Source organism: Streptomyces sp. NPDC051963, from assembly GCF_044593495.1.
Taxonomy (GTDB): Bacteria; Actinomycetota; Actinomycetes; order Streptomycetales; family Streptomycetaceae; genus Streptomyces.
The window spans coordinates 857,553-871,644 of sequence record NZ_JBIUCC010000002.1; the positions used below are offsets into that span (position 1 = coordinate 857,553).

Sequence of the window (14,092 nt, forward strand, 5' to 3'; positions counted from 1 at the left end):
CGGTGGCCGACCGTCAGTTGTCGAGCCCGATGGCGAACGCCGCCTCCAGGTCGTGCTGGGAGTACGTCCTGAAGGCCACGTGCGTGTCCGTACCCTCCACGCCGGGGATCTTGCTGATGCGGCCCGGGATGACGTCGGCCAGGTCCTCGTGTTCCTTCACCCGGACCATGGCGATCAGGTCGTAGGTGCCGGTGACGGAGAAGACCTCGCTGACCGAGTCAAGGGCGGCGATCGACTCCGCGATCTCGGGGATCCGGTCCACGCTGGTCTTGATGAGCACGATCGCGGTGATCACGGCTGTTTCTCTCCCTCGGGGGCCGGCGTCGCTGGGGTGCGCCTCACTCTAGCCGTCCGCCCGTCGCCCACCACCGCCCTTCCAAGGCCGCGCTACGCGCCTTTTTCCTTCTCCGAAACGGACCCACGCGTAACAGAGACCGAGGCCGAAGCCCGCCAGGTGGGCCAGGTACGCCACGCTCGGGCCCTGGGAGACGCGGGCCGCCGCCAGCCACTGGAGCGCCGCCCAGAAGGGCAGGACGACCCAGGCCGGGAAGCGCAGCGGCAGGAAGAACAGGAACGGCAGAAGACTGGTCACCCGGGCCCCGGGGAACAGGTACAGGAACGCGCCGAGGACCGCCGAGATCGCCCCGGAGGCGCCGACCAGGGACTGCTCGGAGTCGGCGTTGGCGGACGCGTAGGCCAGCAGGGCCAGATAGCCGCAGCCGAGGTAGAAGAGGGTGAACTGAAGGCGGCCCATCCGTTCCTCGGTCATCACCCCGAAGACGTAGAGGAAGAGCATGTTGCCCAGCAGATGCACCCAGCTGCCGTGCAGGAACAAGGCCGTGGCCGGAGTGAACACCGCCCGAGCCGATCCCTCGAACAGCTCTGCGGGGACCACCCCCCAGCGATGGAAATAGTCCCGCTGGGCGGCGAGCAGCGCGTCCCCGGTGCCGTACACCGGATTGAGCCCCGCCGCCGGTCCGACCAGGAAGAGCAGACAGCAGGCGGCGATCAGGGTGTACGTCATCGGTGCCGACGGCGTCCGGATGGCCTTGACCGCCGACGCGGTCCAGTTGCTGATCATGACCACAGAGCATGACGTAACGGGACGCAGCCGCACAGACCGCCTCGCCGCCGGACGGGCCCGGCGGACGGACGGGCGTCGAGTACGCGCCAGGCCGTAGGGTTACGAGCCACACGCATCAGGGAAGCTGGCGTGTCACGGACACTAGAAGGAAGGCCAACAGTCACGATGACGGTTCCCCTGCCGACCGCCACGACGCGGTGGCGCTGCACCCTCTGCGGCAATCTCACGCGCTTCGACGTGACCCGCTCGTCGAAGGTCGTCGAATACATCCACCTCGACCTCGCCGGTGAGCCGAAGGTCGAGGAGCGCGAGGTGGTCACGGAGGAGATCGAATCGGTGCGGTGCCGCTGGTGCAACGCGGTGGATCAGGTGGAACTCGTGGACAGGCCGGGCGCCGGCTCCTGATGGGAGCGGCCCCCGCACGGGCGATCCCTGCTCCGGGGATCCCGCACAGGTGATGGGGTGTGACGGATGGTGGAGAGTGCAGGCGGGGAGCCGGGCGACGGCGCCGCTGAGGTGCTCGACCGTCCGCTGCCCGACGGGGTGCGCCGCAGAGTCGTACAGATCGTCTCCGACGGTTTCGGCGGGCTGACCGTCGGTGAACTGCCCGCGCAGCTTCGGCAGTACGCACGCTTCGCCCCCAATCGCCGGGCCAAGTTCGCCGGCAACGCGATGGCGGCCGCCCTGGAGACCGATCCGCTGTTCCGGCAGCGCATCGGCGAGAAGTTCAGAGAGACCCAGCCGGAACTGTCCGGCGCCCTCGACTCCGGCTCGCCGCCCCCGGCCGCGGACCCGCTCGACGTGGCGGCCGCGGCCTATGTACTGCGCCCGACCGGCTGGGTGAAGCTGGTGACCGCGGCCGGCGAGGAGGCCCAGCGGGCCGATGCCGAGCGGGCCGACGAGGAGAGCCGCGCCGAACTGGAACGGCTGCGCGCCGAACTCGACCGGGCCCGCGAGCACACCCGGGCCGAGACCGAGCGGCTGCGCACCGAGCTGGACGCGGCGAAGAAGGAAGCCGACTCCCTCCATCGCAAGCTGCGCGCCGCCCTCAGTGACGTCAAGCGCGGCGAGGCCGCGCTGCGCAAGCTGCACGGCGAGGTCGAGGTCGTACGCACCGAGACGCATGCGCAGGTGTCCGCCGCGGAGAGCGAGTCCCGGCGGCTCAAGGCGCGGCTCGGGGAGGCGGAGGCCGCGCTGGAGGCCACGCGCAGGGCGGCCCGGGAAGGCCGCAGCGTCGAGGACATGCGCGTACGGCTGCTGCTGGACACCGTGCTCGACGCGGCCCAAGGGCTGCGGCGGGAGCTGGCGTTGCCACCGGTGTCGGTGCGGCCGGCCGAGACCGTGGATGCGGTCGAACCGGGACGAATGACGCCGAAAGACATCGCGGCGCGGGCGTTGTCCGAAAACGACCCCGCGATTCTCGACCAGCTCCTGGCCCTGCCGCAGGCGCATCTGGTCGTCGACGGCTACAACGTCACCAAGACAGGCTATCCCCAAATGCCGCTGGAGAAGCAGCGGTTGAGGCTGCTGGGGCAGCTCTCGCAGCTCGCCGCGCAGACCGGCGCCGAGGTGACCTGTGTCTTCGACGGGGCCGAGCTGGCGGCGCCGGTGCTGCTCGCACCGCCGCGCGGGGTGCGGGTGCTGTTCTCCAAACCGGGCGTCACCGCCGACGAGTTGATCCGCCAGCTGGTGCGCGCGGAGCCGCCGGGGCGTCCGGTCATCGTCGCCTCGACCGACCGCGAGGTCGCCGACGGGATCGCGAAGGCGGGCGCCCGGCCGGTCGCGTCTGCGGTACTTCTCAAGCGACTGTCCTGAAGGTCAACGTACAGACTCAATGCCCGAATTGGCGGATCTGTCACGCAACGTAGTGTCAATCGTGCATCACCGCATGTGAGTTGCGGGTAAAGAATGCGGTCCGTAACCGGGATTTATCGCCCAGGGATTTGATCTGATCACAGCTGTGTCACTAGGGTCTGGCTTCGAACCTCCGAGCGGGTGATCACTCACAAGAAGGAGTTCGCCTCCGTGGCGTCCCATCGTCGACCCAAGCAGCCCAGTCGCACACGCGTGACCGTGCTGACCACCGCGGCCGCTGCCGCTGTAGCGCTGAGCGCGCAGGCCGCCAACGCCGCGCCGAGCGAGAAGCCGAGCAAGGACGAGGTCAAGGCCAAGGTCGACAAGCTCTACGAAGAGGCGGAGCAGGCCACCGAGAAGTACAACGGGGCCAAGGAGAAGCAGGAGAAGCTCCAGAAGGAGATCTCCACCATCCAGGACAACGTGGCCCGTGGTCAGGCAGACCTGAACGAGCTGCGTGACTCCATGGGGCTTGCGGCCGCCGCGCAGTACCGCACCGGCTCCATCGACTCCTCCCTCCAGCTGTTCCTGTCGTCGAACCCGGACGACTACCTGGACAAGGCGTCCACCGCCGATCAGCTCAGCTCCCAGCAGGTCGAGCAGCTGAAGAAGATCCAGGACAAGCAGCGCGAACTCGCCCAGGACCGGTCCGAGGCGTCCGAGAAGCTCAAGGACCTCGCCTCCACCCGCACCGAGCTGGGCAACAAGAAGAAGGAAGTCCAGGGCAAGCTCGCCGAGGCGCAGAAGCTGCTCAACTCCCTCACCGCCGCCGAGAAGGCCGCCCTCGCCGCCGCGGACGCCCGCGCCAGCCGCTCGGCCTCCGCGCGCGTGGACCTCGGCAACACCGGTGCCGCCTCCGGCCGGGCCATGGCCGCCTTCCAGGCCGCCCAGAGCGTGATCGGCTCGCCCTACGTCTACGGCGCCTCCGGCCCGTCCTCCTTCGACTGCTCGGGCCTGACCTCCTGGGCCTTCGCCCAGGCCGGCGTCTCCATACCGCGCACCTCGCAGGCCCAGGCCACGGCCGGCACCCAGATCTACTCGCAGAGCGACCTCAAGGTCGGCGACCTGGTCATCTTCTACGGCGACCAGCACCACGTCGGCTTCTACGCGGGCAACGGCCAGGTGCTGCACTCGCCCCGCACCGGCGCGGTCGTGCGCTACGAGTCGATCAACAACATGCCGTTCCAGTTCGGCGTCCGGATCTGAGCCCAGCACTCCAAGATCAGCGCGTCGTACCGCCCGTTCGAGCGAATCACGACAACTGCGACTGACCCCGCGCCCCGCCGATGACCTGCGTCAGAGGCGGGGCGTCACGTTGTGTGCCCACGAAGGTCTTTGGTCGTCACCCCACCACGGGGCTACTGTCTGCCGCGTTTCCCTGTCCGCCAGCGGAAGGAGTGCGGCATCCGTGGGGTCCCATCGTCGCCTTGCACCGTCCGGATTCGACCGGGGCGCCAGCGCCGCGGTCTGTGTGCTGTCCGCCGCCGCCGCGGCCCTTGGCGCGTTTCCGGCGGGCGCCGCCCCGCACGACGACACGCGTGCCGAGGTGGACCGCCTCTACTCGGAGGCCGAGAAGGCCACCGAGGCCTACAACGAGGCCGATGAGCGCGCCGACGCGCTGCGCGAGGAGGTCGGCAACGCCCAGGACCGGATCGCCCGGCAGCAGGAGCGCATCAACACGATGCGGGAGGCGCTCGGTTCGCTGGCCGGCGCCCAGTACCGCTCCGGCGGCATCGATCCCTCCCTCGCGCTGCTGTTCTCCGACAACCCGGAGGACTACCTCGACAAGGCCCTCGTCCTCGACCGGATCACCGCCCACCAGACGGGCGAGCTGAAGGATCTCCAGGACGCCATGCGCACACTCGCCGGGGAGCGCACGGAGGCGGCCGGGAAGCTCTTCGAGCTGGAGAAGAGCCGCAAGGCCGTCGCCTCCCACAAGAGAACCGTCGAACGCAAGCTCGCCCGGGCCCGGCAGCTGCTCAACTCGCTGACCGCCGCCGACCGCGCCGCCTACGACCGCGCCTCCCGCTCCGGCCGCCTGGACCTGCCCGACTTCGGGGGCGCCGTCCCGCCCTCGGGCCGGGCGGCCGCCGCGGTCGCAGCCGCCATGTCCGCCGTGGGCAGGCCGTACGTCTGGGGCGCCAACGGCCCCAGCGGCTTCGACTGCTCGGGCCTGATGCAGTGGTCGTACGCCCAGGCCGGGGTCTCCCTGCCGCGCACCTCGCAGGCCCAGGCCGGGGCGGGCCAACAGGTCCCGCTGTCCGATGCCCAGCCCGGTGACCTGGTCACTTACCACGACGCCAGCCACATCGGGATGTACATGGGCAACGGCCAGGTGGTCCACGCCCCGTACCCCGGCGCACCTGTGCGCTACGACCCGGTGGGGATGATGCCGGTCTCGTCGGTGACGAGGGTCTGACCCGTACTCGACAGCCCCCGTACGATCGGGAACGTGGCTAAGCGACCCCGGGGAAGTGCAGGCACGCCCCCACGCCGCCCAGCACGCACTCTCGCTGTACCGGCCAAAGACCCAAGTAGCTCCGCTACGAGGGCCTTCGTCCGGCACACCGAGAGCACACACCGAACGACGCGGGAACGCACCTGCACTTCCCCGGGGCCGCTTCAAGGGCGGGCATCAGGATCCGGAGTCGTGGCGCTGTGTCTGCTGCTCGTCGCCCTGGTGTCGTGCGGTGGCAGACCGGCGACCGACAGCACCCGGGCCGATGTGCAGCGGGTCCTCGACACCCGGGCGATGGCGATACTCGGCCACGACCAGGCGGCCTTCCTGCGCACGGGGGCGCTGAGCTGGTTCGGCAATCTGCGGGAAGTGCCCCTCGCCGACTGGTCCTACCGGGTCACGAGCGTGCTCGGCTCCGGTGACACCGTGACCGCCGAGGCCGAGCTGCGCTACCGCGTCGACGGGTACGACAAGGCACCCATCACCGTCGGCCGCACCCTCGACCTCAGCCGGTCCGACGGCGGGCAGTGGTACGTCGACGCGGAGCGGCCGGAGAAGGAGTCCGCCGACCAGCTGTGGGACCAGGGCGCGGTGAGCGTCGTACGGGGCGAGGAGAGCCTTGTGATGGGGGTCGGGCAGTCCCATGAGCGGCTGGGCGAGTTCGCCGCTCTCGCGGACCGGGCGGTGCCCGCCGTGTCGGAGGCCTGGGGCACGGACTGGTCCCGGCACGTCGTGGTGCTCGTACCGAAGTCCCTGGAGGGCATGGCGGGGCTGCTGGGCTCGCCCGCCTCCTCGTACCGGGGGATCGCCGCGGTCACCACCGGCGAGACGGGCGCCCCGGCGGCCGCACCCGCGGACCGGGTGATCGTCAACCCGGACGCGTACGGCGTCCTCGGAGACAGCGGCAAACAGGTCGTGCTCACCCACGAGACCACCCATGTCGCCACCCGCGCCCACACCGGCCTCGCGACCCCGCTGTGGCTGTCCGAGGGGTACGCCGACTGGGTCGGCTACCGGGGCTCCGGGCGCACCCCGTCCGAGGCCGCGCCCGAGCTGGAGCGCGCCGTGACCGGCGGGCAGGTGCCGGCCGCGCTGCCCGAGGACGCGGACTTCGGGTTCTCCGGCGACGCGACCCGGCTCGCGCGCGCCTACGAGAGCGGCTGGATGGCCTGCCGGCTCATCGCGGACCACTGGGGCGAGGTACGGCTCGGCGAGTTCTACCGTGCCGTCGGCGACCATCAGGAGCGGGCGGGCGCGGTCGAGGACGCGATGAAGAGGGTGCTCGGGACGACGCCGGAGGAGTTCACCGCGCAGTGGCAGGAGTATCTGCGGGGCCAGTTCGGCTGATACCCAGGTCTCAGGTCTCGCGTCTCAGGTCTCAGGAGGGGAGGGACGCCTCCTTGCTGCGGGCGACCTGCGTGGGCAGGGGGAGCGCGGCGGCGGCTGACACGGTCGAGCGCCACAGGGCCCGGGCCGCCACGACGGTGGCGATCACCAGCAGGCCGTTGCGGACGAACAGGAGCGTGACGCCGAGGGTGTCGCCAGCCACGACATGGGCGAAGTAGACCGGGAACTCCAGCACCGTCACAAAGGACGCCGCCAGGACCAGCCCGGCGGGCAGCCGCATCGGGCCGGCGCGGTAGCAGAGGCAGACGGCCGCCAGGCCGACCAGCCAGACCATGTACTGCGGGCTGATCACCCGGCTCGTCGTCGTGAACATCAGTACCGCCACGAACGCCGCGTCGGCGAGGGTGTGCGTCACGAACCGTCCGGCCATCAGCCGCCACAGCAGCAGCCAGCCGAAGGCGAGCCCGGTCAGGGCCAGGGCGGCGGTGCTCACGAGGCTCACATACGGGCCGAGGAATTCGACCGAGCCGTAGTTGAGCAGCACCTCGCCGCTCCAGCCGAAGTGCCGGGCCACATGGAAGACGAGGGCGCCCAGCGACTCGATCTCGGTGCCGCGGTCGCGCTGGAAGGTCAGGAAGGCGAAGGCGCCCGGCATGACGGCGGCGAAGAGCGCGGCCAGCGCCAACGCCGTGACCCCGGCCGCGGCCCAGGCCCGCCGCTTGAGCGCACCGACCAGCAGCAGCACCGGCCACACCTTGACCATCGCGCCCAGGCCCACCAGCGCGCCCATCAGCCGAGGGCGCCGGGCTCCGGCGAGCAGCGCGGCCACCGCCACGGCCGTGACCATCACGTCGTACCGCGCGTACACGGTCGGCCCGAGCAGCGGGACGCCCGCCACCCACATCCAGGCGCCGCGCAGCGAGCGGCCGGGGCGCAGGCCCGCGTGCAGGAGCAGGGCGAGGACGGCCAGGTCGGCGAGGAAGGCGAGGACGAAGAAGGCGTTCGCGTAGTCCAGGAAGAACAGCAGTGCGGGGGAGAGGATCGCCAGGGCCGCGGCGGGCGGGTACTGCCAGGTGACGTCGTCGAGCGGGAAGGTGCCGGTGCGCAGCACCTCGAACCAGCCCTGGTAGATGACCGACACATCACTGGTGACGTCCGGGCCGGGGAAGACGAACACCTTGAAGACGAACAGCAGCAGCACCAGCCGGGTAAGGCCCCAGGTCCCCAGCAGCCACCACAGCGACCGCCGCCCACCTGCAATGTCCACCTGAGCCCCTGTTCGTCCCGGTCCGGTCCTGGCAGGGCCATGATCTCCCACCGGCCTGTGCGCCGGCCATGGAGCACGGCCACCTGGACGCGCCCGGTAGGGTCGGCCGCGATGGACAAGACCCTCATTGTGACGAACGACTTCCCGCCCCGGCCCGGCGGAATCCAGGCATTCCTGCACAACATGGCGCTACGGCTCGATCCGGAGCAGATCGTCGTCTACGCGTCCACCTGGAAGCGCAGCCAGGAGGGCATCGAGGCCACGGCCGCGTTCGACGCCGAGCAGCCCTTCACCGTCGTACGCGACCGCACGACGATGCTGCTGCCGACGCCGCAGGTCACCCGGCGGGCGGTCGGGCTGTTGCGTGGGCACGGGTGCACGTCGGTGTGGTTCGGGGCGGCCGCGCCGCTCGGTCTGATGGCGCCGGCGCTGCGGGCGGCCGGGGCCGAGCGGCTGGTGGCGACCACGCACGGGCACGAGGCCGGGTGGGCCCAACTGCCCGCCGCGCGCCAGCTGTTGCGCCGGATCGGGGAGTCCACGGACACGATCACCTACCTCGGCGAGTACACGCGCTCGCGGATCGCGGGTGCCCTGACGGCGCACGCCGCCTCGCGGATGGTGCAACTGCCGCCCGGGGTGGACGAGAAGACCTTTCATCCGGGGTCGGGGGGCGCTCAGGTGCGGGCCCGGCTCGGGCTGACGGACCGGCCGGTGATCGTGTGCGTGTCCCGGCTGGTGCCGCGCAAGGGGCAGGACACGCTGATCCTCGCCATGCCCCGGATCCTGGCCAAGGAGCCGGAGGCCGTGCTGCTGATAGTCGGCGGCGGGCCCTACGAGAAGGACCTGCGCAGGCTGGCGGCCGAGACCCGGGTGACCGACTCCGTGCGCTTCACCGGTGCCGTGCCCTGGTCGGAGCTGCCCGCGCACTACGGCGCCGGGGACGTCTTCGCCATGCCCTGCCGCACACGGCGACGCGGTCTCGACGTCGAGGGCCTCGGCATCGTCTACCTGGAGGCGTCCGCCACCGGCCTGCCCGTCGTCGCCGGCGACTCGGGCGGCGCCCCGGACGCGGTCCTCGACGGCGAGACGGGGTGGGTCGTCCGCGGCGGCTCCGCCGAGGAAGCCGCCGACCGCATCGTCACACTCCTGGCAGACTCCGAGCTGCGCCGCAGGATGGGTGAGCGGGGCAGGGAGTGGGTCGAGGAGAAGTGGCGCTGGGACCTACTGGCGGAGAACCTCAAAACACTCCTGTAGGACAACTCCCTTAGGGGCGCGGGGAACTGCGCGACAAGCCACGGACAACCCGCACTCGCCGAACGGCAGGTGCCGCGCTACTTCTGGTAGATCGCCTCGATCTCGTCCGCGTAGTCCTTCGCCACCACGTTCCGCTTGAGCTTCAGCGACGGCGTCAGATGGCCCGACTCCTCGGAGAACTGGGCGGGCAGAATCCGGAACTTCCGTACCGATTCCGCCTTCGACACCGCGGCGTTGCCGTCATCCACCGCGCTCTGGATGGCCGCGATCAGATCCGGGTCCTGATGCAGCGCCGCCGCGGTGGAGCCCTCCGGCTTGCCGTGCTCGGCCGCCCAGCGGCCCAGGAACTCCTCGTCGATGGTGATCAGCGCGCCGACGAACGGCCGTGCGTCACCGACCACCATGCACTCCGCGACCAGCGCATGCGCACGGATCCGGTCCTCGATCACGGCCGGAGCGACGTTCTTGCCGCCCGCGGTGACGATGATCTCCTTCTTGCGGCCGGTGATCCTCAGGTAGCCGTCCTCGTCCAGGGTGCCGATGTCACCGGTGTGGAACCAGCCGTCGGCCAGCGCCTCCTCGGTCGCACCCGGGTTGTTCCAGTACCCCGTGAACAGGTGCTCGCCGTGCAGCAGCACCTCACCGTCGTCCGCGATCCGCACCACGGAGCCCGGCAGCGGCTGGCCGACCGTGCCGATCTTCTGCCGGTCCCAGGGGTTGAACGCGGTCGCGGCACAGGACTCGGTCAGGCCGTAGCCCTCCAGGACCGTGAAGCCGATGCCGCGGAAGAAGTGCCCCAGGCGCTCGCCGAGCGGGGCGCCGCCGGAGATGGCGTACTCGCCCTTGCCGCCGAGCACCGCCCGAAGCTTGCTGTAGACGAGCTTGTCGAACGTCTTGTGCTTGATCTTCAGGCCGAGGGACGGGCCCGACGGGGTGTCCAGCGCCTTGCTGTACGCGATGGCGGTGTCCGCCGCCTTGTCGAAGATCTTGCCCTTGCCGTCCGCCTGCGCCTTGGCGCGGGCGGAGTTGTAGACCTTCTCGAAGACGCGCGGTACGCCCAGGATCAGCGTCGGCCGGAACGAGGCCAGCTCGTCCGTGAGGTTCTTGATGTCCGGTACGAGGCCCAGCTTGATCGGCGCCATCATCGGCGCGACCTGCACGAGCCGTCCGAAGACATGCGCGAGCGGCAGGAAGAGCAGCACCGAGCACTCGCCCGTGCGGAACAGCGGACGCAGGCGTTCCACGATGTTCCCGCACTCCGCGAAGAAGCTGCGGTGGGTGAGCACACAGCCCTTCGGGCGCCCGGTGGTGCCGGAGGTGTAGACGATGGTGGCCGCGTCGTCGGCCTTCGCCAGCGAGCTGCGCTCCTCGACGGTCTGGTCGGACACGTCCTGACCGAGCCGGCCCAGCTCCTCCAGCCCACCGGCCTCGATCTGCCAGATGTGCTTCAGGGCGGGCAGCCGGTCGCGTACCGACTCGACGGCGGCCGCGTGGTCGTCCGTCTCCACCACGAAGGCGGTGGCGCCCGAGTCGCTGAGGATCCACTGCATCTGCTCCGGCGAACTGGTCTCGTACACCGGCACGGTGACCGCGCCCGCGCACCAGATCGCGAAGTCGAGCAGCGTCCACTCATAGCGGGTACGGGACATCAGGCCGACCCGGTCGCCCGGTTCGACGCCGGCGGCGATCAGGCCCTTGGCGGCCGCGTGCACCTCCGTCAGGAAGGCGGTGGCCGTCACGTCCTGCCAGGCACCGCCCACCTTGCGGGCGATCACGGCGACGTCAGGATGCTGCGCGGCGTTTCTCCGGACGATGTCGGTGAGATTGCCGTCCGCAGGGACTTCGTACAAAGCCGGAAGGCTGAACTCGCGCAAGACTGCTGCTCCTCATAGGGCGCCGGCGCCACGACATTGTGTGATGCGACGGTGCGGTCCAAGGCTTGGGCAGGCACTCGGGACCCCGACATGACCGTGGTTGAGAATGATCATTGTTGAAATCCTGAGTACGACTGGACTGCCCGGACGTTACCCGCCGGTATGGCGTCTTCGACAGGGGGCCCGGCGATATGTTCGCTGCGTCACACAGATTGGTGTTCCTTCGCGCAGAGTAGTCCACGGTTTTGATGCCGTGCCAGTAACCGCAGGTCCAGCTGGCACTGTTCACGTACATCGCACACGCCTACCCTTGATCGCCATGGCACCCACACCAGCCGGAAACCGCCGGACACGCGTTCATGTGGTCAGTGACGTGCACGGAAACGCCCGTGACCTGGCCAGAGCCGGTGCCGGCGCGGACGCCCTGATCTGCCTGGGCGACCTGGTGCTGTTCCTCGACTACGCCGACCACTCGCGCGGCATCTTCCCCGACCTGTTCGGAGTCGCGAACGCCGACCGCATCGTCGAGCTGCGCACCGCCCGCCGCTTCGAGGAGGCGCGGGTGTTCGGGGCGAGCCTGTGGGCGGGCATCGGCGGCGACCGTGCCGCCGCGATCGAGAAGGCCGTGCGCAAGCAGTACGCCGAGATGTTCGCGGCGTTCCCGACACCGACGTACGCGACATACGGCAATGTCGACATGCCGCCTTTGTGGGCCGAGTACGCCGGGCCGGGCACGACCGTCCTGGACGGGGAGCGGGTCGAGATCGGGGGCCGGGTCTTCGGCTTCGTCGGCGGCGGGCTCCGCACGCCCATGAGCACGCCGTACGAGATCAGTGACGAGGAGTACGCGGCGAAGGTCGAGGCGGTGGGGGAGGTGGACGTGCTCTGCACCCACATCCCTCCGGAGGTCCCCGAGCTGGTCTACGACACGGTGGCGCGACGCTTCGAGCGGGGCAGCCGGGCGCTGCTGGCGGCGATCCACCGGACCCGGCCCCGCTATGCGCTGTTCGGCCATGTCCATCAGCCGCTGGTGCGCAGGATGCGGATCGGGCCGACGGAGTGTGTGAACGTCGGGCACTTCGCGGGGACGGGGAAGCCATGGGCGCTGGAGTGGTGACGGTCCCTCGACGGCGGTGAAGGCGGCAGGTCGGGTGCGCGGTAGCCTTCACGCTGCACACACGTGCGCACGAGGAAGATCTCGGTGATCTACCGGCCCGCATCTGGAGGAGCCACGGCGATGGCGGAACACACCAGCTCGAGCATCACGATCGAGGCGGCACCGGCCGATGTCATGGAGGTGATCGCCGACTTCGCCCGCTATCCCGACTGGACCGGCGAGGTCAAGGAGGCGGAGGTCCTGCGGACGGACGGTCAGGGGCGTGCCGAGGAGGTCCGTCTGGTGATGGACGCCGGGGCGATCAAGGACGACCAGACGCTGGCGTACACCTGGACCGGGGAGCACGAGGTGTCCTGGACGCTGGTGAAGTCCCAGATGCTGCGGTCCCTGGACGGCTCGTACATCCTCAAGCCGGCCGGCGCCGGATCGACCGAGGTCACCTACCAGCTGACCGTCGACGTCAAAATCCCCATGCTCGGCATGATCAAGCGCAAGGCGGAGAAGGTCATCACCGACCGCGCGCTGGCGGGACTGAAGAAGCGGGTGGAGTCGGGGGAGAAGTAGCCCCGCAGGCTGTGCCGGGCCACGGTCCGGCCGACGGTACGCACAGGTACCGTTCACCCCCATGCGCACCATCCTGATCACCGGCCCGGGCGGCAGCGGTCGTACGACCGTCGCCGCCGCCACCGCGCTCGCCGCCGCACATGACGGCATCGAGACGCTCGTGCTGAGCGGCGATCGGACGGACACGCTCGGAGCCGCGCTCGGGGCGGGCGTCGGACCGGCGCCGACCCGGGTCGCCCCGCACCTCACCGCCTGGCGACCGGACGCGACCGACGCGTTCCGGGACGACCTCGCCGCCTTCCAGAAACGCGCGAGTGCCGCCTTCGAACTGCTCGGTGCCTCCCGGCTCGACCCGGAGGAGGTCACCCCGCTCCCCGGCGCGGAAGAGCTCACGCTGCTGCGCGCACTGCGGGACGCCGCCCTCACGGAGGCGCACGAGCTGCTCGTCGTGGACCTGCCCGCCGTCCCGGACGCCCTGGCCCTGCTCTCCCTGCCCGAGGAGCTCCGGCGCTATCTGCGCCGGCTGCTCCCGCCCGAGCGGCAGGCGGCCCGCGCCCTGCGGCCCGTGCTGGGGCGGCTCGCCGGGGTTCCCATGCCCGCGGAGTGGCTGTACGAGACCGCCGCCCGCTGGGACACCGAGCTCGCCGCCGTCGAGGCCGTCGTCGCCGACCGGAACACCGTCGTACGGCTTGTCGCCGAGCCCGGTCCGAGCGGCGCCGACGCCGTACGCACGGCCACCCTCGGTCTCGCTCTGCGCGGCCTGCGCCCCGATGTCCTCGTCGCCAACCGCGTCCTGCCCGACACCGCCGCCGACAGCTGGCTCGCCGGGCCCGTCGCCCAGCAGCGCAAGACACTGGAGGAATGGGAGGGGGCGTACGAGGTCCGTCGCGTCGCGCATCTCGGCCATGACCCCCGTGGCGCCGACGACCTCACCGCCCTCACCGTCCCCGTTGTCAACACACGCCCCTCCACCGTGGAGTGGCCGGTCACCGACCAGCTCGCCGACGACGGCGACAGCCGGATCTTCGTCTGGCACATCCCGCTGCCCGGCGCCCTGCGGGACCACCTGGACCTCGTCCGGCGCGGCGACGAACTCGTCGTCACCGCAGGGCAGTTCCGCCGTATCGTCCCGCTGCCGTCGGCCCTGCGCCGCTGCACCGTGGAGGGCGCCGCCCTGCGCGACGGAGAGCTGCGCGTCCGGTGTGCGCCTGACCCCGATCAATGGCCCAGGACACGGTGAAACCGGTACGCCCGTTCGGGTAACGTCGGAGAG

The 14,092-nt window shown here is 70.6% G+C and carries 13 protein-coding genes; 9 read left to right on the forward strand and 4 right to left on the reverse strand.

The window, feature by feature from the left end; all coding sequences use genetic code 11:
* Nucleotides 1-13: 13 nt before the first annotated feature.
* Complete coding sequence (locus tag ACIHFB_RS10285; RefSeq protein WP_210576181.1) at nucleotides 14-295, reverse strand: Lrp/AsnC family transcriptional regulator; 282 nt, start codon at nucleotides 293-295, stop codon at nucleotides 14-16.
* 48 nt (nucleotides 296-343) lie between these two features.
* Nucleotides 344-1,081 (reverse strand): rhomboid family intramembrane serine protease, encoded by a 738-nt coding sequence (locus tag ACIHFB_RS10290; RefSeq protein ID WP_400126327.1) that lies wholly within the window; start codon nucleotides 1,079-1,081, stop codon nucleotides 344-346.
* 168 nt (nucleotides 1,082-1,249) lie between these two features.
* Here ACIHFB_RS10290 and ACIHFB_RS10295 point away from each other — a divergent pair, with 168 nt between their 5' ends.
* The 5 genes from ACIHFB_RS10295 (at nucleotide 1,250) to ACIHFB_RS10315 (ending at nucleotide 6,743) form a co-directional block, all read left to right on the forward strand.
* Nucleotides 1,250-1,489: a hypothetical protein gene (locus tag ACIHFB_RS10295; RefSeq protein ID WP_365277317.1), complete on the forward strand. Its 240-nt coding sequence runs from the start codon at nucleotides 1,250-1,252 to the stop codon at nucleotides 1,487-1,489.
* Between the two features lie 66 nt (nucleotides 1,490-1,555).
* The gene (locus tag ACIHFB_RS10300) at nucleotides 1,556-2,899 is read left to right on the forward strand and encodes an NYN domain-containing protein (protein WP_400126329.1); all 1,344 of its coding nucleotides are present in this window, start codon (nucleotides 1,556-1,558) and stop codon (nucleotides 2,897-2,899) included.
* Nucleotides 2,900-3,109: 210 nt separating this feature from the next.
* Nucleotides 3,110-4,144 carry an NlpC/P60 family protein gene (locus ACIHFB_RS10305; protein ID WP_365277323.1) on the forward strand — a complete coding sequence of 345 codons (1,035 nt, stop codon included), beginning with the start codon at nucleotides 3,110-3,112 and terminating at the stop codon, nucleotides 4,142-4,144.
* Between the two features lie 202 nt (nucleotides 4,145-4,346).
* Entirely contained in the window at nucleotides 4,347-5,357 is a 1,011-nt protein-coding gene (locus ACIHFB_RS10310) for an NlpC/P60 family protein (protein ID WP_365277326.1), read from the forward strand.
* A gap of 231 nt (nucleotides 5,358-5,588) precedes the next feature.
* Complete coding sequence (locus ACIHFB_RS10315; RefSeq protein WP_365277329.1) at nucleotides 5,589-6,743, forward strand: hypothetical protein; 1,155 nt, start codon at nucleotides 5,589-5,591, stop codon at nucleotides 6,741-6,743.
* A gap of 31 nt (nucleotides 6,744-6,774) precedes the next feature.
* Here ACIHFB_RS10315 and ACIHFB_RS10320 read toward each other — a convergent pair whose 3' ends face one another.
* Entirely contained in the window at nucleotides 6,775-8,010 is a 1,236-nt protein-coding gene (locus ACIHFB_RS10320) for a glycosyltransferase 87 family protein (protein WP_400126331.1), read from the reverse strand.
* Nucleotides 8,011-8,121: 111 nt separating this feature from the next.
* Between ACIHFB_RS10320 and ACIHFB_RS10325 the strand changes: the two genes are divergently transcribed.
* A complete protein-coding gene (locus ACIHFB_RS10325) occupies nucleotides 8,122-9,264 on the forward strand; it encodes a glycosyltransferase family 4 protein (RefSeq protein ID WP_365277335.1) in 1,143 nt (380 codons plus the stop codon).
* Nucleotides 9,265-9,341: 77 nt separating this feature from the next.
* Here the strand turns inward: ACIHFB_RS10325 and ACIHFB_RS10330 are convergent, their stop codons facing one another.
* Complete coding sequence (locus ACIHFB_RS10330) at nucleotides 9,342-11,138, reverse strand: AMP-dependent synthetase/ligase (protein ID WP_365277338.1); 1,797 nt, start codon at nucleotides 11,136-11,138, stop codon at nucleotides 9,342-9,344.
* A 361-nt stretch (nucleotides 11,139-11,499) separates the two neighbouring features.
* Between ACIHFB_RS10330 and ACIHFB_RS10335 the strand changes: the two genes are divergently transcribed.
* From ACIHFB_RS10335 to ACIHFB_RS10345, 3 genes are all read left to right on the forward strand, one after another.
* Complete coding sequence (locus tag ACIHFB_RS10335) at nucleotides 11,500-12,255, forward strand: metallophosphoesterase (protein WP_400126761.1); 756 nt, start codon at nucleotides 11,500-11,502, stop codon at nucleotides 12,253-12,255.
* Nucleotides 12,256-12,375: 120 nt separating this feature from the next.
* On the forward strand, nucleotides 12,376-12,819 hold the full coding sequence (locus ACIHFB_RS10340; RefSeq protein ID WP_210587338.1) for an SRPBCC family protein: 444 nt from the start codon (nucleotides 12,376-12,378) through the stop codon (nucleotides 12,817-12,819).
* A 61-nt stretch (nucleotides 12,820-12,880) separates the two neighbouring features.
* On the forward strand, nucleotides 12,881-14,059 hold the full coding sequence (locus ACIHFB_RS10345) for an ArsA-related P-loop ATPase (protein WP_365277345.1): 1,179 nt from the start codon (nucleotides 12,881-12,883) through the stop codon (nucleotides 14,057-14,059).
* Nucleotides 14,060-14,092 lie beyond the last annotated feature (33 nt).